At 68.4% G+C, this 1,383-nt stretch carries 1 protein-coding gene; it reads left to right on the top strand.

Features of this window, described 5'->3' with window-relative positions; translation table 11 throughout:
• Nucleotides 1–62: 62 nt before the first annotated feature.
• The coding region (locus tag K8625_RS43530; RefSeq protein ID WP_370642040.1) for an amino acid adenylation domain-containing protein at nt 63–1,383 on the top strand (1,321 nt) is incomplete at its 3' end.

Raw genomic sequence — 1,383 nt, 5'->3', positions numbered from 1 at the left:
TGACGTACGGGCAGCTCAACGAGAGAGCGAACCAGCTGGCGCACCACTTGAGGAGCGTGGGAGTGGGCCCCGAGGTGAGGGTGGGGCTGAGCGTGGAGCGCTCGTTGGAGTGGGTGGTGGCGGTGCTGGGGGTGGTGAAGGCGGGAGGAGCGTACGTGCCGCTGGAGGGGAGCAACCCGGCGGAGCGATTGAGGTGGATGAAGAGGGAGGCGGGGGTGGCGGTGGTGGTGGGCCGCGAGGAGTTGGTGGAGGAGGTGGCGGAGAGCGCGGACGTGGTGGTGAGCCTCGACGCGGACGCGGCGTTGATTGGACGTCAGCCGAAGAGCAACCCGCCGCTCCGAGGAGATGGAAGAAGCCTGGCGTACGTCATGTACACGTCGGGAAGCACGGGGACGCCGAAGGGCGTGGGGGTGCCGCAGAAGGCAGTGGCGAGACTGGTGAAGGGAGCCACGTACGCGAGATTCAGCGCGGAGGAGGTGTGGTTGCAGTTGGCGCCGGTGGGCTTCGACGCGTCGACGCTGGAGGTATGGGGCGCGCTGCTGAACGGAGCGAAGCTGGTGGTGTACCCGGCGAAGGAGCTTGCGCTGGAGGAAGTGGCGGCGACGCTGAAGGCGCACCAGGTGACGTCGCTGTGGCTGACAGCGGCGCTCTTCGAGCAGATGCAGGCGTACCAGCCGGAGGCACTGGCGGGAGTGAAGCAGGTGCTGGCGGGAGGAGACGTGCTGCCGGTGCAGCGGGTGAAGGAGCGGCTGCGCGCGGGAGGCACGCTCATCAACGGGTACGGCCCGACGGAGAACACGACGTTCACGACGACGTGGAGGATGCAGAAGGAGTCGGACGTCGGAGAGAGAGGAGCGCCGATTGGGCGTCCGGTGGAAGGCACGGAAGTGTACGTGCTGGACGAGGGACTGCGTCCTGTGGCGGTGGGAGTGCCGGGAGAGCTGTACGCGGGGGGCGAGGGGCTTGCGCGGGGGTACGTGGGGAAGCCGGAGTTGACGGCGGAGCGCTTCGTGCCGAGTCCGTTTGGAGAGGGCGAGAGGCTGTACCGGACAGGGGACGTGGTCCGCTGGAGGGACGACGGAGCGCTGGAGTTCCTGGGGCGGCGTGACGGGCAGGTGAAGGTGAGGGGCTACCGGATTGAGTTGGGGGAGGTGGAGGAGGGGCTGAAGCAGCAGGCAGGAGTGAAGGAAGCAGTGGCGGTGGTGAGGCAGGAGAGAGGGGACAAGAGGCTGGTGGGGTACGTGGTGGGAGAGGTGGAGGGGACGGCGGTGAAGGAGGGGATGAGGAGGAGGCTGCCGGAGTACCTGGTGCCGACGGTGGTGGTGGTGCTGGAGGCGCTGCCGCTGACGGCGAACGGGAAGGTGGACCGCAGGGAGCTGCCGG

It is taken from the genome of Myxococcus sp. AS-1-15 (genome assembly GCF_020037055.1).
GTDB classification, from domain to species: Bacteria; Myxococcota; Myxococcia; order Myxococcales; family Myxococcaceae; genus Myxococcus; species Myxococcus fulvus.
This window is presented reverse-complemented; position numbering and strand designations above follow the sequence as displayed.